Annotated in this window: 16 protein-coding genes and 1 riboswitch; all 16 genes read right to left on the bottom strand. The window is 72.0% G+C overall.

Features of this window, described 5'->3' with window-relative positions; genetic code table 11:
* Window positions 1-5: 5 nt before the first annotated feature.
* The gene (gene gcvP / locus ABIA38_RS29705) at window positions 6-2,927 is read right to left on the bottom strand and encodes an aminomethyl-transferring glycine dehydrogenase (RefSeq protein ID WP_424641940.1); all 2,922 of its coding nucleotides are present in this window, start codon (window positions 2,925-2,927) and stop codon (window positions 6-8) included.
* Window positions 2,928-3,126: 199 nt separating this feature from the next.
* Window positions 3,127-3,223, bottom strand: a riboswitch (glycine riboswitch).
* A gap of 58 nt (window positions 3,224-3,281) precedes the next feature.
* Window positions 3,282-4,643 (bottom strand): DNA polymerase IV, encoded by a 1,362-nt coding sequence (locus ABIA38_RS29700; RefSeq protein ID WP_424641939.1) that lies wholly within the window; start codon window positions 4,641-4,643, stop codon window positions 3,282-3,284.
* A gap of 40 nt (window positions 4,644-4,683) precedes the next feature.
* Window positions 4,684-5,370 carry a SanA/YdcF family protein gene (locus tag ABIA38_RS29695; RefSeq protein WP_424641938.1) on the bottom strand — a complete coding sequence of 229 codons (687 nt, stop codon included), beginning with the start codon at window positions 5,368-5,370 and terminating at the stop codon, window positions 4,684-4,686.
* A 59-nt stretch (window positions 5,371-5,429) separates the two neighbouring features.
* Window positions 5,430-5,918 (bottom strand): MerR family transcriptional regulator, encoded by a 489-nt coding sequence (locus ABIA38_RS29690; RefSeq protein ID WP_424641962.1) that lies wholly within the window; start codon window positions 5,916-5,918, stop codon window positions 5,430-5,432.
* 1,345 nt (window positions 5,919-7,263) lie between these two features.
* A complete protein-coding gene (locus tag ABIA38_RS29685; protein ID WP_020548711.1) occupies window positions 7,264-7,737 on the bottom strand; it encodes a bifunctional nuclease family protein in 474 nt (157 codons plus the stop codon).
* A 102-nt stretch (window positions 7,738-7,839) separates the two neighbouring features.
* A complete protein-coding gene (locus ABIA38_RS29680; RefSeq protein ID WP_424641937.1) occupies window positions 7,840-8,589 on the bottom strand; it encodes a MerR family transcriptional regulator in 750 nt (249 codons plus the stop codon).
* Window positions 8,586-9,104 carry an FHA domain-containing protein gene (locus ABIA38_RS29675; protein ID WP_424641936.1) on the bottom strand — a complete coding sequence of 173 codons (519 nt, stop codon included), beginning with the start codon at window positions 9,102-9,104 and terminating at the stop codon, window positions 8,586-8,588. The genes ABIA38_RS29680 and ABIA38_RS29675 overlap by 4 nt, the downstream gene beginning before the upstream one ends.
* A gap of 373 nt (window positions 9,105-9,477) precedes the next feature.
* Complete coding sequence (gcvH, locus tag ABIA38_RS29670) at window positions 9,478-9,864, bottom strand: glycine cleavage system protein GcvH (protein WP_424641935.1); 387 nt, start codon at window positions 9,862-9,864, stop codon at window positions 9,478-9,480.
* 84 nt (window positions 9,865-9,948) lie between these two features.
* Window positions 9,949-10,833 carry a DUF881 domain-containing protein gene (locus tag ABIA38_RS29665; RefSeq protein WP_424641961.1) on the bottom strand — a complete coding sequence of 295 codons (885 nt, stop codon included), beginning with the start codon at window positions 10,831-10,833 and terminating at the stop codon, window positions 9,949-9,951.
* 448 nt (window positions 10,834-11,281) lie between these two features.
* Complete coding sequence (locus ABIA38_RS29660) at window positions 11,282-11,614, bottom strand: DUF1290 domain-containing protein (protein WP_161359440.1); 333 nt, start codon at window positions 11,612-11,614, stop codon at window positions 11,282-11,284.
* Entirely contained in the window at window positions 11,611-12,645 is a 1,035-nt protein-coding gene (locus ABIA38_RS29655) for a DUF881 domain-containing protein (protein ID WP_424641934.1), read from the bottom strand. The genes ABIA38_RS29660 and ABIA38_RS29655 overlap by 4 nt, the downstream gene beginning before the upstream one ends.
* Window positions 12,646-12,791: 146 nt before the next feature.
* Window positions 12,792-15,287, bottom strand: coding sequence for a sugar phosphate nucleotidyltransferase (locus ABIA38_RS29650; protein ID WP_424641933.1), 2,496 nt, complete (start codon window positions 15,285-15,287; stop codon window positions 12,792-12,794).
* A gap of 111 nt (window positions 15,288-15,398) precedes the next feature.
* A complete protein-coding gene (locus ABIA38_RS29645) occupies window positions 15,399-16,055 on the bottom strand; it encodes a CDP-alcohol phosphatidyltransferase family protein (protein ID WP_424641932.1) in 657 nt (218 codons plus the stop codon).
* A 54-nt stretch (window positions 16,056-16,109) separates the two neighbouring features.
* Window positions 16,110-17,552, bottom strand: a complete 1,443-nt coding sequence (locus ABIA38_RS29640) for a glycosyltransferase 87 family protein (protein WP_424641931.1) — start codon at window positions 17,550-17,552, stop codon at window positions 16,110-16,112.
* 120 nt (window positions 17,553-17,672) lie between these two features.
* Window positions 17,673-19,034, bottom strand: a complete 1,362-nt coding sequence (locus ABIA38_RS29635) for a glycosyltransferase 87 family protein (protein ID WP_424641930.1) — start codon at window positions 19,032-19,034, stop codon at window positions 17,673-17,675.
* A gap of 107 nt (window positions 19,035-19,141) precedes the next feature.
* Window positions 19,142-21,178 (bottom strand): acetoacetate--CoA ligase, encoded by a 2,037-nt coding sequence (locus tag ABIA38_RS29630; protein WP_424641929.1) that lies wholly within the window; start codon window positions 21,176-21,178, stop codon window positions 19,142-19,144.
* Window positions 21,179-21,283: the final 105 nt, after the last annotated feature.

The following is a 21,283-nucleotide window of genomic DNA, read 5'->3' as shown; positions in this document are numbered from 1 at the left end:
CGGGGTCAGTTGGCGCCGTACGCCTCGATCGGCGGGCACGAGCAGACCAGGTTGCGGTCGCCCTGCGCGCCGTCGATCCGGCGCACCGGCGGCCAGTACTTCTCGGCCGGCACCACGCCGGCCGGGAAGACCGCCTCCTCGCGGGTGTACGCGTGCGTCCACTCGCCGCCGAGCAGCGCGGCGGTGTGCGGCGCGTTGGCCAGCGGGTTGTCCTCGGCGGGCAGGTCACCCGAGGCGACCCGGTCGATCTCGCCCTTTATCGCGATCATCGCGTCGCAGAACCGGTCGATCTCGCGCAGGTTCTCGCTCTCCGTCGGCTCGATCATCAGCGTGCCGGGCACCGGGAACGACATGGTCGGCGCGTGGAACCCGTAGTCGATCAGCCGCTTGGCCACGTCGTCGACACTGACCCCCGTCGCCTTGGAAATCCCGCGCAGGTCGATGATGCACTCGTGCGCCACCAGGCCGTTGGGGCCGGTGTAGAGCACCGGGAAGTGCGGCGCGAGGCGCTTGGCGATGTAGTTGGCGCCGAGCACCGCGACCTGCGTGGCCTCCTTGAGCCCGTCCGGGCCCATCAGGCGCAGGTAGGTCCACGGGATCGGCAGGATCGCCGCGGAGCCCCACGGGGCCGCCGAGATCGGTCCCACACCGGTCTGCGGACCGGCGGTGGGCTGGAGCGGGTGGTTGGGCAGGTACGGCGCCAGGTGCGCGCGCACCGCGACCGGGCCCACGCCCGGACCGCCGCCGCCGTGCGGGATGCAGAAGGTCTTGTGCAGGTTCAGGTGCGATACGTCGGCGCCGATCGCGCCGCCCGGCTGGGCCAGGCCGACCAGCGCGTTCAGGTTCGCACCGTCCACGTACACCTGGCCGCCGGCCTCGTGGATCGCCGCGCACACCTGCTCGATGCCCTCCTCGAACACGCCGTGCGTGGACGGGTAGGTCACCATCAGCACCGCGAGGGTGTCCCGGTGCTGCTCGATCTTCGCGTGCAGGTCGGCCAGGTCCACGTCGCCGTTCTCGCCGGTCTTGACCACCACCACGCGCATCCCGGCCATCACCGCGCTGGCCGCGTTGGTCCCGTGCGCCGAGGAGGGGATCAGACACACGTCGCGCGCGGTGTCGCCGTTGGCGTGGTGGTAGGCGCGGACCGCGAGCAGCCCGGCCAGTTCGCCCTGCGAGCCGGCGTTGGGCTGGAGCGAGACCTTGGCGTAGCCGGTGATCCGGGCCAGCGAATCGGCCAGCCCGTCGATCAGTTCGAGGTAGCCCGCCGCCTGGTCCACCGGCGCGAACGGGTGCAGGTTGGCGAACTCGGGCCAGGTGATCGGCTCCATCTCGACCGTGGCGTTGAGCTTCATCGTGCACGAGCCGAGCGGGATCATCCCCCGGTCGAGCGCGTAGTCCTTGTCCGCGAGCCGCTTGAGGTAGCGCAGCATGTCGGTCTCGGAGCGGTGCGTGTGGAAGACCGGGTGGGTCAGGAACTCGGTGTCCCGCAGCAGCCCCGCGGGCAGCGCGTCGGCGGTCTCGGCGTCCACCGCGGCCACGTCGCCGGTCACCCCGAACGCGCCCCAGACCGCGTCCAGATGGGCCCGCGTGGTGGTCTCGTCGCAGGTGATGCCGACGTGGTCGGCGTCCACCGGGCGCAGGTTGATCCCGGCCGCGCGGGCCGCGGCGAGCACCTGCTCGGCCCGACCCGGCACCCGCACGGTGAGCGTGTCGAAGAAGTCGCCGGGCACGACCTCGACGCCGCCCGCGCGCAGCCCGGCGGCGAGCACCGCGGCGTAGCGGTGGGTGCGCCGCGCGATCGCGGTGAGCCCGTCCGGGCCGTGGTAGACCGCGTACATCCCGGCCATCACGGCGAGCAGCACCTGCGCGGTGCAGATGTTGCTGGTCGCCTTCTCCCGGCGGATGTGCTGTTCGCGGGTCTGCAGCGCGAGCCGGTAGGCGGGTGCGCCGTCGGCGTCCACGGAGACCCCGACCAGGCGACCGGGCATGCTGCGGGTGAGCTTGTCGCGTACGGCGAGGTAGCCGGCGTGCGGGCCGCCGAAGGCCATCGGCACGCCGAACCGCTGGCTGGTGCCCACCGCGATGTCGGCGCCCATCGCGCCCGGCGCGCGCAGCACGGTGAGCGCGAGCAGGTCGGCGGCGACCGCGACCAGCGCACCCTGCGCGTGTGCGGTCTCGATCACGGGGGTGAGGTCGCGAACCCGCCCGTCGGCGCCCGGGTATTGCAGCAGCACGCCGAAGCAGCCGCCCTCGGGCAGCCCCTCGGCGGTGTCGGCGACCACGACCTCGATGCCGAGGGCCGCCGCGCGGGTGCGGACCACCGCGATGGTCTGCGGCAGGGTGGCCGCGTCCACGACGAAGACGTCGCTCTTGGCCCGCCCGGCCCGGCGGGCCAGGGTCATCGCCTCGGCGGCGGCGGTCGCCTCGTCCAGGAGCGAGGCGCCGGCCACATCGAGGCCGGTCAGGTCGGTGACCACGGTCTGGAAGTTGAGCAGCGCCTCCAGGCGGCCCTGCGAGATCTCCGGCTGGTAGGGCGTATAGGCCGTGTACCAGGCGGGGTTCTCCAACACGTTGCGGGTGATCACCGGCGGGGTGAAGGTGCCGTGGTAGCCGAGCCCGATCATCGAGGTCAGCACGCTGTTCCGGGCGGCGAGTTCACGCAGTTCGGCGAGCACCTCGGCCTCGCTGCGCGCGGCGGGCAGTTCGAAGCCCTCGAGCGCCCGGATCGCGGCCGGCACCGCCGCGTCGGTCAGCTCGTCCAGGGATCCGTAGCCGATCGCGGCGAGCATCTTCGCCTCCTCGTCGGTGTCCGGACCGATATGCCGGCCGGTGAACGGCGACGCGGCCTCCAGACCGGTCAACGAGCCGGGCCCGGAGGGGAGTACGGCATGAGCACGCGTGGGGGCGGGGGTGCGCGGGGTCATCGCGAAAGGCCTCCTGGATCGCTCCTGGACGGACACGCGGGTCGCGCGTCCACCGGCCTCCCCCTCTGTCATCTTTGCCTGAGAGCTTCACCGCGCCCGTGGCACCGGTCCCACCGGTCCCGCGAGCGCGATTTGCACCGTCGGCGAGCATCCACCCCGACTCGGCGAGCCATGCGCGGATCCTGCTTTCCAGAGTGCCCACGACCACGCGGTACGGGTGCCTGAGAGATTCCGGGGAGGAGTTGCTCCTTCGGCGCCTCGTGTGCACGACACGGGGGCTCTCCCGCGCGAACGTAATGGGCGGTTCAACGGTAGCAGCGCAGCATCCGTCCAGGCCCGCGCACCGGGCGCGGATCATCGTGGCGGTGCGCCGTCGTTCAGCGCCGGCAACGGAATCGGTTCGCCGGGGCGCAGCGCGGGGTCGTCGATCGCGAACGTGCGCACCCGGCCGCGCGGGCCGCCGGGGACCTCGAACCGCACGGTGACCCGCCCGAGCCCGCTGCCCTGCACCCAGCCGGGCCCGAACTGCGCGTGCACCACGTCCTGCCCGGGCGACCAGGAGATCCGGTCCGGGGCGGCCTCGGCGGCCTGCTCCTCGGCCGGCTCGGCGGCCTCCTCGATCGACTCCTCGAGCCCCTCCCCCACACCGCCGAACAGGTCCTGCTGGGCGAAGTCGGCCAGCCCGCTCACCCCCACCCCGAGCAGCCGCACCCCGCCGGTGACGTCCACCTGCGCGGCCAGCCGGCGGATCGTCTCGCGCACCACGGTCGGGTCGTCGGTGGGCCCGCGCAGCGTCTCCGAGCGGGTCAGCGTGCTGAAGTCGTAGCGGCGCAGCTTGAGCACGATCGTGCGCCCGGAGCGCCCGGCGGCGCGCAGCCGCTCCACGCACCGGATCGTGAGCCGGTCCAACTCGCGGGTGATTCGTTCGCGATCGACCAGGTCGGTGGCGAAGGTGTCCTCCACCGACACCGACTTCGCGTCCCGGTCGGCCACCACCGGGCGCGCGTCGAGCCCGGCCGCCAGCACGTGCAGGCCGTGCCCGTGTGCCTTGCCGAGCAGTCGCACCAGTTCGCTCTCGTCCACGGCGGCCAGGTCGGCGACGGTGTCCAGGCCGGCCCGGCGCAGCACGTCGCCGGTGGCCGGGCCCACCCCGGGCAGCGCGCGCACCGGGAGCGGGTCGAGCATCGCCCGCTCCGCCCCGGGGGTCACCACGCACAGCCCGTCGGGCTTGTCCGCCTCGGAGGCGATCTTGGCCAGGAGCTTGGAGGTGGCCGCGCCGACCGAGCAGGTCAGGCCGGTGGCGGCATGGATGTCGGCGCGCAGCCGGACGGCGATCTCGGTGACCCGCGCGGTGTCCAACCCGCCGCCGTGCGGGCCGGCCTCGAGATCGATGAACGCCTCGTCCAGGCTGAGCGGTTCGACCAGCGGGGACAGCCGGTGCAGCAGCTCCATCACGGTGTCGCTGACCTGCCGGTAGAGCGCGAAACGCGGGCTCAGGTAGGCGGCGTTGGGGCAGCGTCGGCGGGCCTCACCGATGGACATCGCGGAGCGGACGCCGAAGACCCGGGCCTCATAGGAGGCGGTGGCCACCACGCCGCGGGCACCGATGCCGCCGACGATCACCGCCTTGCCGGCCAGGCTGGGCTTGGCCACCTGCTCGACCGACGCGTAGAACGCGTCCATGTCGAGATGAAGGATGCCCGGTGCCTGTCTCACACCGGGCAATGATGACGTACGGGTCCGACATCGTCGGCGTTCACTCGCTCAGGGCGCGTCGGATCTCGTCGCTTTCCGGATCGCTCGCGCGCGGATCCGGCTTGAGCACGATCGTCCCGGTCGCCTTGACCGCGGCGAGCACCTCGCGCCCGGTGCCGTACAGGGTGGGACCGAGGTGGCCCCACGTCAGGGACTGGTCGGCGACGCCGTACGCGTCTATCCCGGCGGCCCTGCACAGGCCGAGCGCACGGCGCAGGTGGAAGCTCTGCGTGACCACGATCATCCGGTCGACGCCGTAGACCCGCTTCGCGCGTATGCAGGACTCCCAGGTGGAGAATCCCGATTCGTCGGTGACGATCCGGTGCGGCGGGATTCCCCGGTCGGCGAGGTAGCGCCGCATCACCCGGGTCTCGTCGTAGCGGTTGCCGCCGCCGTCCCCGCTGACCAGGATCACCCGGGTCTTGTGGCCGCGGTACAGGTCCAGCGCGATGTCGAGCCGGCGGGCCAGCAGGTCCGAGGGACGGTCGCCGTGTACGCCGGCGCCGAGCACCATCGTCACGTCCCGGGGCGGCACGTCGGCGACCGAGCGGACCCGGTTCCCGACGTAGAGGTGCAGCCACGTGATCGGGGCCAGGCCGGCCACGGTGAGCAGGACGGCGGCCTGGTAGCCGCGCCGCTGGGCCCGCCGGGAACGGGGCAGGGTCGGCCGTCGAAGGATCACGTCCATGGGGACGTTCTGCCCGAGGGCCCGGTTCCCACCCGTTCCCGGGCGGGCCGGGCGGGCGGTCAGACCGCCTTGTCGCGCCGGCGGCGGGCCAATTCATCGCCCGGATGAACCTGAACGATCGCCTCGCCGGCGCCGGTGTGCTCGCCCTGGAGTTGTGCCAGCGAGCCCTCGACCTCGCGCCAGACCGCCCCCACGGCGATCCCGAAGACCCCCTGACCGCCCTGGACCAGGTCGATCACCTCGTCGTAGGAGGTGCACTCGTAGACGCTGGCCCCGTCGCTCATCAGGGTCATCCCGGCCAGGTCGCCGATGCCGCGACCGCGCAGGTGGGCCACCGCGATCCGGATGTTCTGCAGCGAGACGCCGGTGTCCAGGAGCCGCTTGACGATCTTCAGCACCAGGATGTCGCGGAAGCCGTACAGCCGTTGTGTGCCCGAGCCGTGGGCCGGGCGCACGGTCGGCTCGACCAGGCCGGTGCGGGCCCAGTAGTCGAGTTGGCGATAGGTGATGCCGGCCGCCGCGCAGGCGGTGGGGCCGCGGTAGCCGATGTCCTCCGACGGGGTGCCGGGGGGCGTGACGTCCTGCCGACGCGGGCCCGTACCGGGGTCGGTCGCGGGCAGAGGACGTGCCGTGCGGGCGCGTTCCGCCGCCGTGATGTCGCCGGTGCTGCTCACGCCGACCTCCCTTTCGTCTCCCCGCGCCCGAGTACGGCGCGGAGAGTCTCTTTCAGTCCCGGGCCGCAGGCGGCGAGGTGCAACGCGCAGGGGTCATCCCGGAACTGTCGATTTCGACGGTAGGCAGTCACCAACAGCGCGTCAACGACCGGGCCGTTCGGCACGCCGAGTGACGCTGCTCGCACGAGTGGTTTGAACCTGCCGGACACGGGTAAGTCTGGCCGCTTCGCCACTGATCGAAACAGACCGACCCAGACCACCTCTGATCGGGCACCCAAAGACCCGACCGACCCCGAACAACCACCCTCGGCGCACCCGAACCGCCTGCCGAGCAAACGACCGTCGGCCAGCGGCCGAGCCACCCCGAACGCCCCCGGCCGGAAGGCAACCCATCCCCAACGAACCCGCAGCCGAACCCCAAAGGCGGACACCAGGACCGGGCCGGATGCCGAGGCCGGGGCCGAGGGCGGGGCCGAGGGCGGGGCCGGGGCCGAGGCCGGGGCCGGGGCCGAGGCCGGGGCCGGGGCCGAGGGCGGGGCCGAGGGCGAGGGCGGGGCCGAGGCCGGGGCCGGGGCCGAGGCCGGGGCCGGGGCCGAGGGCGGGGCCGAGGGCGAGGGCGGGGCCGAGGGCCGGGGCGGGTGCCCGGGGCGGGATACCGGGCCGGGGCCGGGCCAAGGCCACGCCGCGGGCGAACGCGCGAGCGGTGGCCGGACCGGGACGAACGCCGGAGCCGGGGAGGAGCGGAGGCGGGGCGGGGGCGGGCCGAACACCCGAGCAGGGGGCCGGGGCCAGGCCCGGGTCGAACGCCGGAGCGGGGGCCCGGGCCGGGACCGAACGCCCGCGCGGGACGGAACGCCGGAACGGGGCCGGAGCGGGAGCCCGACCGAACACCCGAGCGGGAGCCGGACCGGGGCCGGGACCGAACACCCGCGTGGAGGTCGAGCCGAGACTGGGCCGGGACCAAACGCCGGCGCCAAGGACGGACCGGGCCAACGCCCGGAGGCGGAGCGTCCCGGGCGCGGGTGCCGAGTCGTCACACGGGCCGCCAACGGGCGGCGGGGGCCGAATCGACTCACGGGCCGCCAACGGGCGGCGGGTGCCGAATCGTCACACGGGCCGCCAACGGGCGGATGTACGAAGCCGCCGACCTGGGCCCGCCGCCTGAGCGGCGAGCGCTTGGTCGACGGCTTCGGGGTGCGCCGGGCCGAGACGGGTCGGTCTATTGGCTCGTGGTGCCGAAATCCTCGGGCGAGATGTCGTTCAGGAACTCCCTGAACTTCTCGATCTCGTCCTCCTGCTCGTTGGGGATCACGATGCCGGCCTCGTCCAGGACCGCGTCGCTCCCGACGATCGACGTCCCCGTGCGCAGCGCGAGCGCGATCGCGTCCGACGGGCGCGCGCTGACCTCCACGCCGCCGGAGAAGACCAGCTCGGCGTAGAACACGCCCTCGCGCAGGTCGGTGATCCGGATCTGGGTCAATTCCTGCCCCAACGCCTCCAGCACGTCCCGGAAGAGATCGTGCGTCAGAGGACGCGCGGGTACCACGCCCTGTTGGGCGAACGCGATGGCCGTCGCCTCTACCGGACCGATCCAGATGGGGAGATAACGATCGCCCCCCGTCTCCCGCAGGAGCACGATCGGCTGGTTAGAGGGCATCTCCACCCGGACGCCCACAACCTCTAGCTCGTTCACATCGCCACACTAGCGCGCCCGACTGTCGGTCACCGATCCCCGGGGGCCGAATAGGTCGGGGATTCGTCGTTTTTTCTTCGCGGGCCGCCGGCGCGTGCCCGATCAGCGGCCGAGCCGCGGCGCGAGCGCCGTGGTGACCAGCACCGTGTGCAGCCGCGAGGTGAGCGCGAGCAGGTCGCGCACGGTCTCCTCGGCACCGGCCTTCGCCCGGGCGCCCCTGCGGTGCAGCAGCGGCGCGACGATCTGTTCGACCAGGGCCGCCTCGCGGTCCGCGGCGGCCTTGGTCTGGCGCAGGTGGCGCGGCTCCACGCCGTAGCGACCCAGGGCGGCCACCAACCGGGCCACCACCAGCGCGTCGCCGTCGTAGACCACCGCCTCGGCGGCCGGCTCGCCCGGCCGCGGGCGGTGCGGCTGGATCAGGCCGAACTCCTCCAGCCGGGCCAGATCCGCGTCCTGGATGCCGGCCGCGGCGATCAGGCCGGGCCGGTCGAGCAGCACCGTGGCGCCGTCCCGACCGGCCGATCCCGGATCGCCGTCCGGGTCCTCGCAGTGCTCGGCTTCGGCCGGGGTCGGGCCGGCCGGTTCGAGCCCTCGATCCATCGCCTCGAGCTGATCCTTGATCACCCGAAGCGGCAGATACCGATCGCGCTGCACCCGCAGTACGTAGCGCAGCCGTTCGATGTCGGCGGGGCCGAACTTGCGGTAGCCCGACGGGCTCCGCTGCGGCTCGATGAGCCCTTCCGCCTCGAGGAACCGGATCTTGGAGATGCTGATGTCCGGGAACTCGGGACGCAGCAGGGTCAACACCCCGCCGATGCTCATGGAGACCGTGCCGGCCGCCGCCGGACTCACCCGATCTGTCCTTGCCGGCTGGGGAAGAAGACCAGCCGATACTTGCCGATCTGTACCTCGTCCCCGGGCGCCAGCGGCACCTCGTCGATCCGTTCGCGGCCCACGTAGGTGCCGTTCAGGCTGCCCACGTCGGCGACCGCGAAGCCGCCGGTCGTGCGCCGGAACTCGGCGTGCTTCCTGGAGACCGTCACGTCGTCGAGGAAGATGTCGCTCTGCGGATGGCGACCGGCCGTGGTGCGGTCCGAGTCGAGCAGGAAGCGGCTGCCCGAGTTGGGCCCGCGCCGAACCACGAGCAGTGCGGTGCCCGGGGGCAGCGCGTCCACCGCGGCCTGCGCCTCGGGGGTGAGGATCTCGCGGGGCGCGGGTTCCGCGTCCAGCGCCTCGATGCCGCTGATCGAGATGGTCGAGGTCTGCTCGGAGGCCCGCTCGGCGCCCGCGCCCAGGCGCGCGCCGCAGTTGGAACAGAACCGGCCGCCGGGCGGGTTGTGATGCCCGCAGGCGCTGCACACCAGCACGTCGGCCTCCTGACCGGTTCCGGTCGAACCTCGACCTTCGGTCGAGAGTTGTCCGAAACTTATGCGCGCCGTGTGTTCCTGGTCAACAGCGACATGCCCGGCAGTCGAGTCGGCGTCGCCGAGCCGCGGCGCGGGCGCGGGAGGTGAACCCGCGGACGCCCCGAACGGGGTGCCCGGGGGCATCGTCGGCGGAGCGGCCGGCGGATTGCCGGACCTCCCCGCATCGGCAGCCGGCGCGTCGCCGGAGCGACGGGAACGACCGAACAATTTCGCGAACAACTTCACGGGCGAACCTCCCCGAGAGAACCTGGCCCGCCCGTGGGGCAGGAGGAGTGGGTCGTGGTGATGGACTGCCTACCGCTTCGCCGGGCCGTCAGGAGCCCAGGCTGTTCTGATAGGCGACCGCGTCCAAGAGCGCGGCCGGTGCGGCGGGGTCGTCGAGGCGTACCTCGAACATCCAACCGTCGCCGTAGGGATCGGAGTTGACCAACTCCGGTGCACCGTCGAGGACGTCGTTGACGGTGGTCACGACGCCGTCGAACGGCGCGAAGAGGTCGCTGACACTCTTGGTCGATTCCAGTTCGCCGCAGGGCTCGCCGGCCACGACGCGGGTGCCGACCGGCGGCAGCGTGACGTAGACGATGTCACCGAGCGCGTCCTGCGCGAATTCGGTGATGCCGATCCGCACCGTGCCGGAGATCTCTTCCATGACGCGCACCCATTCGTGCTCCGTCGTGTACGCGAGATCTGCGGGGTACATGCGGACAGCCTGCCCTTCTTGCCTGATGTTGCCTGATGGGTGACGCACCGACGGCGACCGGCGGACTGATTCTGTCAGGTGTGCTCACCCGTTACCGGCGCCCGGTGCCGAGCGAGCGTAACCAGGCTTGTTCGCAGGCCGCAAGGCGTCGATCAGCACCTCCTGCGAGGGGGTGACGATGGCCCCCGCCTGCTTCTTCTCCAGGGTCTTCACCACGCCCCCGGGGATGTTCAGCGCGGGCTGGAGATCCTGCGGGTTGCCGATCACCTTGAACACGTACGGCGGCAGCACCTTGGTGCCGTCGATCATGATGTCGCCGGGCGGCGTGCCGTTGAACCAGGTGCCGGCCACCACGCGTACGTCGTTGATCTGGATCACCTCGGCGCCCGCGGCGCGCAGTTCCTGGAGCGTGTCGAGCAGCACGTCGCCGTTGACCGTGCGCTGCGGGTCGGTGATGGTCAGCGTGATGCCGGGCCCGGTGGCCTTGACGGTGCCCGCGAGCACGCCCAGCGCGTCCGCCTTGGCGGCGTTCTGCTGCCGGGCCTCCTGGACCCGGTCGTTGCTGCTCTGCAGCTGGGTGCGGCTGTTCTCCAGGCGGTGCTTCTCGTCCTCCAACCGCCTTGTCCGCGAGTTGAGTTCGTCGAGCACCCGGACCAGGTCCTCCTGTCGCGCGCCGCGCAGCGGATCGGACTCGGTATTCGATCGGACCTGGATGGCCAGCCCCGCGCCGAGCGCGAACAACAGGACGGCGCCCACGAGTTGGGCCCGACTCACCCGTGGTGGCCAGAACGCGTCGAGCAGTCGGCGGCGGCCGGGTTGATCGTCGACCGGCTCGGCGACGTGCGGCTCGCCGGTGTGCCGTTCGGCGGCGGGCGGCTCGCCGGTGTGCGGCTGCTCGGGTGCGGCCGAATCCGTTTCCGGTCCGGGCGTGTCGCGCGCCGGGTGCGCCCCGGCGTGCGGGGGCTCGATCCCGGCGCGGGCCTCGACCAGGGGCCTGGGCGCGGGCCCGGCGCCCGGCGTGGGCCGCCCGCCCGGCTCGCGCCCCGGCGGTGGCTGCCGCGCCGGGGGCGCGGATCGTGCCTCGTGCGCCGATTCGCGCACCGGCGCGGTGATCGGCGCGATCTCCGAGGTCACCTCGGCGGCCTGCTCGCGGATCCGCTCCCGGATGTGCCGGCCCTCGTGGTAGAGGTCGACCGGGCGCCGCGTCTCGATCGTGGGCTTGCGGGCGGAGGTCGGCGCGTCCGGTTCCGGTTCGGGCTCCGGGGTCGCCGCCGCCTCGGGCGCCGCCGGCTCCTCGGGCTCGGGTCGGGACTCGGGCTCGGCGGCGCGCGGGATGCCCAGATCGCGCGGATCCTCGTCGTGCCGGGCATGCCGCCCGCGGGTCTCGTCCGTTTCGTCGGCCATGTGTGACTCCCCGTCAGGCCCGGAAGACGTGCCGCCGGATGGCCGCCGCGTTGGAGAAGATCCGGATGCCGAGCACGACCACCACGCCGGTGGACAACTGGGCGCCGACGCCCAGCTTGTCGCCGAGGAAGACGATCAGGGCCGCGACGACCACGTTCGACAGGAACGAGACCACGAAGACCTTGTCGTCGAAGATGCCGTCGAGCAGCGCGCGCAGTCCGCCGAACACCGCGTCCAGCGCGGCCACGACCGCGATGGGCAGGTACGGCTCCAGCTCGTGCGGGATCACGGGTCGGGCGATATACCCGACCACGACCCCGAGGACCAGGCCGAGGACCGCGATCACTGTTTACCCTTTCGTTCGGTCGGCTTCTGCGACGCTGTCGATGCGGCGGTCGGCTGGGCCGAACCGCTCGGCTGCCCGCTCCGGCCCGAGGGCGTCGCGGGCGGCGTGCCGGGGGTGGGGCTGCCGGTGGTCGGCTTGCCCGAAGCAGTCGGCGGCGCACTGCCGGGGACCTGCGCGTAGCGCAGCGAAGTACCCAGCGCCGCGGGCAACTTCAGCTTCTTCTGCGCGCTCAGGTTGACCCGGATCCCGTAGTTCTCCTCCAGGCCGCGCCAGTAACGCCCGTCCGCGCCGACCATGAACTCGACCTGCATCGGCTTCGCGTCGCCGATCGCCAGGACCGTGTAGGGCGGCGCGAGCGGCCGGTTGTCGACCAGGATCGAGGCCCCGGCGGCGCGGATCGCGGACAGCGCGGTCAGCCGCTGGTTGTTGATCGAGATCGCCTCGGCGCCGGCCTTCCACAGGCCGTTGACCAGGCGCTGCAGGTCGCGGTCCATGATCCGGCCGTTCGCCGCCGCCTCGGCCTGGCGCGGATCGCCGCTGCCATTGGTGTTGTCCGAGCCCTTGGCGTCGTCCGCGATCACCTTCAGGCCCGGGCCCTCGACCGGTTCGGATCCGGTGAGCAGCGCGAGCAGTTCGACCCGGTCCTTGGCGCCCTTGGGCAGCGAGACCTCCTGGATCGCGTCCACCTCGTCGCGCAGCCGCTCGACCGTGCTCTGGAGGGCGTCCACCTCGGCCTCGTCGGTGTGGATCCGGTCCACCAGCTGATGGCGCTCGCGCTCGGCCTGCGGCGCGGCGGCGTGCACCTTCATCGCGGCGACCAGCAAGATCATCGCGATCAGCGCGACGCCCACCACGGCCAGCACGCGCGCCGCGGGGCCCTTGTTCATCCCGGTGTCGCCGCGCACCGCGCGTCGTGCGGTGGCCTCCGCGTAGCCCGCGTCCAGGCTGTTCGTCATCATGTCCACGAGCAGCGACATCGAGGCGTCGGGTCGCCGATAGCGACTCGTTCCTGGTGTCTCCCGCGATGACATGCGCCCCATCGTTCCATGACCGACGGAGTGCTCGATGCAGGGTCCGATCCGGGATCCGGCCGCGGATCGTGGACACGATCCACGGCCGGGGAAGACCCTACAAGACGCCTGCCGGCGCCGCTGTCCTCGGCGCCCCCGACGGGGCGTCAGTCACCGGCGTGCTCGACGACTCGGCTCCATTCGTCGAGGAGTTCGTCCGCCGCCGCGTCGTCGGGGCCCTCGGCCCACACGTGGGTGACCGCCTCGGCCGGGTCCGGCAGCACCAGTGCCCAACGGCCGTCGGTCTCCACCACGCGCACCCCGTCGGTGGTGTCGATCTCGCGGTCGCTCGCCGCCTCCACCACGCGGCGCATCACCATGCCCTTGGCCGCCCACGGCGTCGCCACGTCCCGGCGGCGCACGTGCGCGCGCGGGATCCGGGCGTCGATCTGGCTCAGCGTCAGCTGGGTTCGGGCGACCAGGCCGATCAGCCGGACGAACGCGGCGGTGCCGTCGAAGACGGTACTGAACTCGGGGATGACGAACCCGCCGCGCCCGTCGCCGCCGAAGATCGTGTCGTCGGACTGGGCGACTCGCGCCAGATCGTCCGGCGACGTGGTGGTCCACTGCACCTGGACCCCGTGATAGGCGGCCACCTGCTCGGCGATCCGGGTCGTGGTCACCGGGAGCGCGATCTTGCCGCCGCCGCGCTCGGCCGCCACGCAGTCGAGCAGGACGAGCAGCGCGCGATGGTCGTCGATCAGTCGGCCGCGCTCGTCCACCAGCGACATGCGCTCGCCGACCGGGTCGAACCGCACGCCGAACGCGGCCCTGGAGGAGGCCACGATCTCGCCGAGCCGCAGCAGCCCCTCGTGCCGCTCGGCGGCGGTCTCGGTGGGCCGGGCGTCGTCGAGGCCGGAGTTGACGGTGAGCGCGTCGATGCCCAGCCGGCCCAGGATGCTGGGCAGCAGCAGGGCGGCGTTGCCGTGCGCAGCGTCGACGACCACCTTGAGCCCGGACTCGGGCACCCCGGTGATGTCCAACGCCTTCAGCAGCGACCCCGAGTAGCTGTCGAACGGCCGTGCCGGGAAGGTCAGTTCGCCGATCTCGCCGGGGAACGCACGGCGATACTCCTGGCGCGAGAAGACCCGGTCCAGCTTGCGCTGCGCGGCCTGCGAGAGGTCGGCGCCGCGCTCGTCGAAGAACATGATGTCCACCGAGTCCGGCACCCCGGGGGTGGTCCGGATCATGATCCCGCCGGCCGAGCCGCGCGCGGTCTCCTGGCGGGCCACCGGCATCGGCACGTTCTCCAGGTCGCGCACGTTGATCGCGCTGGCCTGGAGCGCGGAGATGACCGCGCGCTTGAGCGCCCGGGCACCGCGCGAGTGGTCGCGCGCGGTGGTGACGGTGGCGCCCTTCTTGAGCGTGGTGGCGTAGGCGCCGGCGAGCCGGACCGCCAGCTCCGGGGTGATCTCCACGTTGAGGATGCCGGAGACCCCGCGCGGGCCGAACAGGTACTTCTGGCCGCGCGACTCCCAGATCACCGAGGTGTTGACCACGGCGCCGGCCTCGATGGTCTTGAACGGGTAGATCCGCACGCCCCCGGCGACCAGGGACTCCTCCTCGATCAGGCACTCGTCGCCGATCACCGCCCCCTCCTCGATCCGGGCGGCGCGCATCACGTCGGTGTTCTTGCCGATCACGCAACCACGCAGGTTCGTCTGCGGGCCGATGTAGACGTTGTCGTGCACCACCGCCTTGTGCAGGAAGGCGCCGCGCTTGACCACCACGTTGGAGCCGAGCACGGTGTGCTCGCGGATTTCCACGCCGCCCTCGACCTTGGCGTAGTCGCCGATGTAGAGCGGCCCCTTCAGGATCGCCTCGCGGTCCACCTCGGCGCCCTCGGCCACCCATACGCCCGGGGAGAGTTCGAAGCCGTCGATGTCCACGTCGACCTTGCCGGTGAGCACGTCGGCCTGGGCCTTGAGGTAGCTCTCGTGGGTGCCCACGTCCTCCCAGTAGCCCTCGGCGACGTAGCCGTAGATCGGCTTGCCCTCCTTGAGCAGCTTGGGGAACACGTCCGCCGACCAGTCCACCGAGACGCCGGCCGCGACGTAGTCGAAGACCTCGGGTTCCATCACGTAGATCCCGGTGTTGACGGTGTCCGAGAAGACCTGACCCCAGGTCGGCTTCTCCAGGAACCGGTCGACCCGACCCTCGTCGTCGATGATGGTGATGCCGAACTCGAGTGGGTCGGGCACCCGGGTCAGACACACGGTGACCAGCGCGCCCTTGGCCCGGTGGTAGTCCACCAGGGCGGTGAGGTCGAAGTCGGTGAGCGCGTCGCCGGAGATGACCAGGAACGTGTCGTCCTTGAGCGCTTCCTCGGCGTTCTTGACGCTGCCCGCGGTGCCGAGCGGGGTCTCCTCGTTCGCGTAGGTGAGGGTCATCCCGAGCTCTTCGCCGTCGCCGAAGTAGTTGCGTACCAGCGAGGCGAGGAACTGGACGGTGACGACGGTCTCGGAAAGCCCGTGGCGCTTGAGGAGCCGCAGTACGTGCTCCATGATCGGCCGGTTGACCACCGGCAGAAGCGGTTTGGGCATGCTGGAGGTCATCGGGCGCAGGCGGGTGCCCTCGCCTCCGGCCATGACGACGGCCTTCATCGGTCTCGTCCTCCTATCGCGTCACACCACCCGCGCGCACGGCTGAATTGCCGGGGCCGGGTGGCGTGCCTTGAGTACGTGGTGATCGCCGCGCCACCGGGCTCTCCCGCGCTACCCGGCGCTCGCCGCGCGATCCGCCTTGTCCGCGGCCACGAGGCGCTTGGCCTGGGCTGCGTAGAGGACTCCTGCCCACCAGTACAGCGCGGTACCCCACCACGCGAACGCCCATCCGAAGATCGCGGCGAGAGTTGCGACACGTCCGGTGCCGTCGCTCAGCAGGAGCAGCGGGAAGGCGTACATCAGATTGAAGGTCGCGGCCTTGCCCACAAAACTGACCGAAAGTGCCCCATAACGATGCCGGCGCAGGATCAGCAGCACCACGCCCATGAACAGTTCGCGGGCCAGGATGATCCCGGTCAGCCAGATCGGCAGGATCTCGCGCCAGGTCAGGCCGACCAGGGTGGCCAGCACGTAGAGCCGGTCGGCGGCCGGGTCCAGGATCGCGCCGACCTTGCTGACCTGGTTCCACCGGCGGGCCAGTTTGCCGTCGAGGTAGTCGCTGATCCCGCTCGCCATCAGCAGCGCCAGGGCCCACAGATCGTGCTTGGGGCCGCCGAACTCGGGCGACAGGATGAGCCACAGGAAGACCGGGACACCGAGCAGGCGCGCGAAGCTGAGCGCGTTGGGGATGGTCAGGACCCGGTCGCTGGGAGCGTCCACGCCGCCGTCTCGGGTGTGCGGCGGGGCCGCGTCCACGTGGGCCTCCACGGGGCCTCTGCTTTCTGCCGGTGGGTCTTTTCGGTCGGTATACCGGTATCCAGCCTAGTGACGGGCGGATCCGCTGCGCACCGGGTCCGGCTCCGGAGCGGTGGGCGCGGGGATCGAGGCGGTTGGCACGGGCAGCGGGGTGGGGTCGCGCAGGATGTGCCAGACCAGGATCAGGGTCAGCGCGATGCCGGCGAAGAGGTAGCCGTTGCCGAGCAGGAACTCGATCGGCGTCCAGTGCCGTTCCCGGTCGAGGTCCCGGGGGGCGAGCCAGATCAGCCCCCAGGGCTGGAGGGTCTGCGCGCCGTCCCAGTTGCCGAGCACGTTCAGCCGCAGCGGCCAGGCGGCGAAGAAGACGAAGAAGGTTCCGGTCAGCCACCACCACAGCGGCCGGGCCCGGGTCAGCGCGGTGTGCGCGAGCAGGACGAACGCGGGCACCGCCCACACCCAGTGGTGCGACCAGGAGATGGGCGACACGAACAACGACAGGCCGCCGGTGATCACCACGCCGACGAGCTCTTGGCCGCGCAGCGAGGCACGGGCGGCGGCGAGCAGGCCGAGGGCGCCGATGAGCAGGCAGAGCAGGAACCACAACACCGAGGTCGCGCCGCCGTCGCCCAGCATGCGGGTGAACATGCCCTGCACGGATTGGTTGTTGAGGGTGCCGACGCTGAGTTTGCTGTTGACCTTGCCGCTGATCGACACCAGGTGCGACCAGTAGTAGAGGGACGCGGACGGCGCGCAGACCAGGCCCACCAGCACGGTCCCGGCGAACGCGCCGCCGGCCACCGCGGCGGCCCGGAACCTGCGGGTGATCAGCAGGTAGACGATGAAGATCGCGGGGGTCAGCTTGAGGCCGGCCGCGAGGCCCACCCCGATACCCTTGTATCGGCGGCTGTCCGGGAGCCCGAGGTCGAGCACGATCAGCGCCAGGAGCAGCAGGTTGATCTGCCCCCATACCAGGGTCCATTCGACCGGCTCCAGCCACAGCACCACGGCGAAGGTGCCCGCGCTGATCCCGAGCCGGGCCAGGCCCCGGCGATAGCCGAGCATCCCCCACGTGGCCCAGACCACGGCGAACAGCGAGAGCAGATTCACGATCGCCATGAACCACTTGAGGCCGGCGAAGCCCAGCGGGAGCAGCAGGTAGAACAGCAGGCCGGAGAACGGCGGGTAGATGAACGGCAGTCCGCCGCCGTCGTTCCAGCCGCCGAAGGGATTGTTGTAGATCGCGTCGCCGTCGCGGAGCCGATGAACGGCGCCGTAGTAGACGTTCAGGTCGAACATGTGCCACATGTCGCGGCGGCCCAGGTAGGTCCACACCGCCCACAGGACGAGCGAGAGCACCAGCAGCAGGCCGCCGCCGAGCGTGATTCGCCTCGGGTTGCGGAGGTCCCGGCGGCGCTCGTGCCCGAACGGGACGCGGGGCGCGAGCGTGAACAACTCGCGGCAGGAGGCAACGAGCACGCGGGGGAAGGACATGTCGGTCGGGGACTCCACAACTGCACGGTTCAAGGGGTGCCTGGCCGGATTGGCGCCGGGTCAGGATATCCACACGTCCGGTAGGGCCCGGCGTCCAGTACCGGCGCCGAGAGCTCCCGATCCGACTCGGGCAGCGAGCTAGACCCTGGCCGGGGTGGGAGTGGAACTGCCCGGGGCCCGTCGGCCCACCGGTTCCGGCGGGTCGAGCGTAACGGCTTCCGGCGGTCGGCTCGCCCACTTTCGCCGGGTCGCCGCGAGGCCCACCGCGATCGTGATCAGCGCGGCGAGCCCGGCGAGAGTGTACGCGTCGGCGACGACCAAGTCCCACCCGGCCAGGCGCAGTTCCCGGCCTTCGCGATAGGGCACCTGCCAGATCAGCCCGGTGGGCACCGGCACCGGCAGTTCGACTCGGCGGCCGGGCACCGCGGCGGTCAGCGCGACCAGGGCGAACGCGGCCAGCGCGGCCGGGACCCGGATCGGGCCGGTCCGGCGCCGCGCGGCGTCGACCAGGAGCACACTGCCCGGCACGATCCACACCCAGTGGTGGGTCCAGGAGATCGGCGACACGAGCAGTCCGGTCAGCCCGGTGACGCACAGCCCGGCCAGCTCACGGCGCGAATCACCCGATCGGCCCCGCCCGATCACCGCGGCCAGGGCGAGGCCGCCGACCCCGACCGCGCCTGCGCACAGCAGCCAGACCGCGTTCGAGGGGGGCATCTGGTGGGTGAGTCGGATCAGTATCCCGCGCAGCGACTGGTTGCCCGGCACCTGGACCGGGCCCACTCGGGTGTCGTCGTAGAACAGGCCGCCCCAGTAGCGCACCGATTCGCGCGGGAGTACCGCGAACGCGACGAACAGCCCGCCGGCGAGGGCGAGGACGGCGTTGCGGCCCTCGCGCACGCGCCCGGTCAGGAAGAGATAGGGGATCAGGATCGCCGGGGTGAGCTTGAGTCCGGCGGCCAGGCCCACCCCGCAACCACGCAGCCGGGCGCCGGGCGGGCGGGAGAGGTCGGCCAGGATCAGGGTGAGCAGGAACAGGTTGATCTGGCCGAACCGCAGCGTCTCCTGGACCGGTTCGGTCCAAAGCAGTACGGCGGCGCTGCCCGCCGCCGCGGCCCGCCGGCCCGCCCCGCGCAGGCCGACCATGCCCCAGGCCAGGTACGCGCCGAGGGTGAGCAGCGCCAGGTTGCCGCCGACCGAGACCCAGCGCAGCACCCCCCAGGGCAGCCAGGCCAGCGGTGTGAACAGCAGCGCGGCGCACGGGGTGTAGGTGAACGGCAGGTGCGCCATGCCGACGGACATCGTGTAGAGCCGGCCCCGACCGTCCAGGATCGCGCGCCCGCCCGCCTGGTAGACCCGCAGATCGCCGAGCCACCACATGGTCGCCGGGCGGGTCAGCGCGAGTGCGAGGTAGGCAGCGACCGATGCCACGATCGAGGCCATGGCCAGCGCCGGGAGACGTCCGAGGAAGCGCTGGGTGCGACGTGACGTCTCGGGCATGCACCTGATCGTGCCATCGGACGCGCCCAATACTCCGTTCTACTCCGTGCGCGTCATATTGGTGTGTTCATCGGATATTTCCGAACCATTGGTCCGGGTTCGTGCGCCTAGGCGGGCTTTTCTCCGGATTTCTCCGCCGGCTTCTCCCCCGACTTCTGCGCGGCCTGGGCGCGCGCTCGCGAGCGGCCCACCTCCGCGTAGAAGCGCAGCACGTCGAGGTCGTCCACCGAGCCGGGGTTGACCGCGTCCTCGAGGCGCCGGCCCTGGAGCAACTTCTTGACCGGGATCTCGATCCGCTTGCCGGTGAGCGTGTGCGGCACGCCCGGCGCCGCGATGATCTCGTCCGGCACGTGTCGCGGCGAGACCTCCTCGCGAATCACCGTACGAATCTTGGCCACCAGCGCCGCGTCCAGCGTGTGTCCGGGTGCGGTGACCACGAACAGCGGCATCCAGTAGCCGCCGTCGGGCAGTTCCAGACCCACCACGAGCGACTCGCGCACCTCGGGGAGGCGCTCGACCGCCTCGTAGATGTCGCTGGAGCCCATCCGCACGCCCTGCCGGTTGAGCGTCGAGTCGGAGCGGCCGTGTACGACGATCGTGCCGCGCTCGGTGAGGGTGATCCAGTCGCCGTGTCGCCACACCCCGGGGTAGGTGTCGAAGTAGCTCGCCCGGTAGCGCTCGTCGCCGGGGTCGTTCCAGAAGTGCACCGGCATCGAGGGCATCGGCTGGGTGAGCACCAACTCGCCGACCTCGTCCACCACCGGCCGGCCGTCCTCGTCCCACGCCTCGACCGCGCAGCCGAGCGCGCGACACTGGATCTCGCCGAGGTACACCGGCAGATCGGGGCTGCCGCCGACGAACGCGCTGCACACGTCGGTGCCGCCGCTGACCGAGGCCAGCCACATGTCCGCGCCGACCGCGTCGTAGACCCAGCGGAAGCCGTCCGGCGGCAGCGGCGATCCGGTGGTGCCGATCGCCCGGACCCGGCTCAGGTCCTGGCTCAGCCGCGGCGTCAGCTCGTTCTTGCGGCAGGCCATCACGTAGGCGGCGGAGGTGCCGAACCAGGTCACCTCGGCCCGCTCGACCACGGTCCACTGCGCGTCCGGGCCCGGGTAGCCGGGGCTGCCGTCGTAGAGCACGATCGTGCTGCCCGCGAGCAGGCCGCCGACCAGCATGTTCCACATCATCCAGCCGGTGGAGGTGTACCAGAAGAACCGGTCGGTCGGGCCCAGGTCGAGCTGGAACGCGGCCTGCTTCAGGTGCTCCAACACGATCCCGCCGTGGCCCTGGACGATCGCCTTGGGCAGGCCGGTGGTGCCGGAGGAGTACAGGATCCACAGCGGGTGCTCGAACGCGACCTGCTCGAACTCGAGCCCGGCGTCCTTGCGCCCGATCACCTCGGCCCACGGCAGCACGTCGGCCGGGGCCGGCTCGTCGAGCAGCGGGACGTGCAGCACGTGTCGCACGGTGGGCAGGCCCTCGCGCAGTTCGGCGACCACGTCCGCGCGGCGGATCTCCTTGCCGCCGTAGCGGTAGCCGTCCACCGCGATCAGCACCACCGGCTCGATCTGCTGGAACCGGTCCAGCACGCTGCGCGCGCCGAAGTCCGGCGCGCAGGCCGACCACACCGCGCCGATCGCCGCGCAGCCGAGCAGCCCGATCACCGCGTGCGGGGTGTTGGGCACATACGCCGCGACCCGGTCGCCCGGCCGCACGCCCAACTCGCGCAGGGTGGCCGCGCAGGAGGCGACCTGGCGGCGCAGCTCGGTCCAGGAGATCTCGCGCGGGGTCGACTCCTCGTCCAGGTAGACGATCGCGGCCCGCTCCGGGTCGCCGTCGCCGGCGTGCCGCAGCACCTGCTGCGTGTAGTTGAGCCGGGCGTTGGGGAACCAGTGGGCGCCGGGCATGGTCCGCTCGGCGAGCACCACCTCCCGGTCGCCCAGGTCCAGCTCGAACCAGTCGCACAACGAGGCCCAGAACGCCTCGGGTTCGGTGGTCGACCACGCCCACAGTTGGGCGTAGTCCTCGGCTCGGACGCCGCGTTCGGCGCCGAGCCACTCGCGATAGCGGGTGACCGCCGCGGCGGCGACCCGCTCGGCCGACGGCTGCCACAGCAGCTCGGCCCGCTCGCTCGATTCCGTCATGTCGTAAGCCCCCTCCGCGCGGTGTGCCCCACGACCCTGCCATCTCGCGCCCCGGCGCGCATCCCCCGGGCGGGTCGAAAAGGATCTTCGTGCGGACTCTGGACG

It is taken from the genome of Embleya sp. AB8 (assembly GCF_049739465.1).
Taxonomy (GTDB): Bacteria; Actinomycetota; Actinomycetes; order Streptomycetales; family Streptomycetaceae; genus Embleya.
The sequence above is the reverse complement of the archived record's forward strand: the minus strand, read 5'-3'. Positions and strand labels throughout refer to the sequence as shown.